Here is a 734-nt window from a genome sequence, read left to right on the forward strand (position 1 = left end):
ATAAACTGCCCGCGCAAAGCTTTTTGGACAGCCATGATTTCCTGTTCCATATGTTTTTGCCCGACAAATTCCAGCAGACACAAACCCTTGCCGCCGAACACCGCCAACATCTCGCCCAAGGGCGTGGCAAGCGCGGCAACAGTCAGCTCATTCGGACTATCTGGATAACGCGTTTCCAACAATCGGATAGCTTGGCGGATACGGACATATTCCTCAGGCGTACAACCGATACAATCAATAAAATCCTGCTCAAACTGCTTGGCTTCGTGTTCAGTAAGACGCTTGTGCAGCAAGGTTTCGAGAGTAGCGGGAAAGTCAGTTTCCAACTGCTCTCGGATTTCATTCCACTTTGATGGAAGCTCGTTTAAAGAAGGCAGAGTAATCATATTTTGCCTTGTCCAATTATCGATAACTTAAGAGAAAACAAAAAGAGCAAAAGAATCATATCGCCCTATCGTTTTTCAAAGCCTATACGGCCTTTTTCACTTCAACAATCGCGTCAACATACCCTCATACACTGCCGACAGTTTCGGAATATCTTCCAAACGTACGTTTTCGTTGATTTGGTGGATGGTCGCGTTGGATGGGCCTAATTCGATGAGTTCTTTGGCAATGGCTTTGATGAAGCGTCCGTCCGAAGTGCCGCCAGTAGTGGACAATTCGGCCTCAACGCCACAAATCTCGGCAATGGCTTCGCATGCCACGTCGGTCAGTTTGCCCGCGTGGGTTAGGAA

At 47.8% G+C, this 734-nt stretch carries 1 protein-coding gene and 1 pseudogene; both read right to left on the reverse strand.

The genetic code is table 11. The features are described 5' to 3' along the window. Positions 1–386 (reverse strand): annotated as a pseudogene (locus ACTHUM_RS16475) (methylated-DNA--[protein]-cysteine S-methyltransferase); the annotation flags it as partial. Between the two features lie 96 nt (positions 387–482). Next, a partial coding sequence (locus ACTHUM_RS16480; RefSeq protein ID WP_440403492.1) for a M20/M25/M40 family metallo-hydrolase occupies positions 483–734 on the reverse strand: 252 nt, incomplete at its 5' end.

It is taken from the genome of Neisseria sp. P0021.S006 (genome assembly GCF_051956895.1).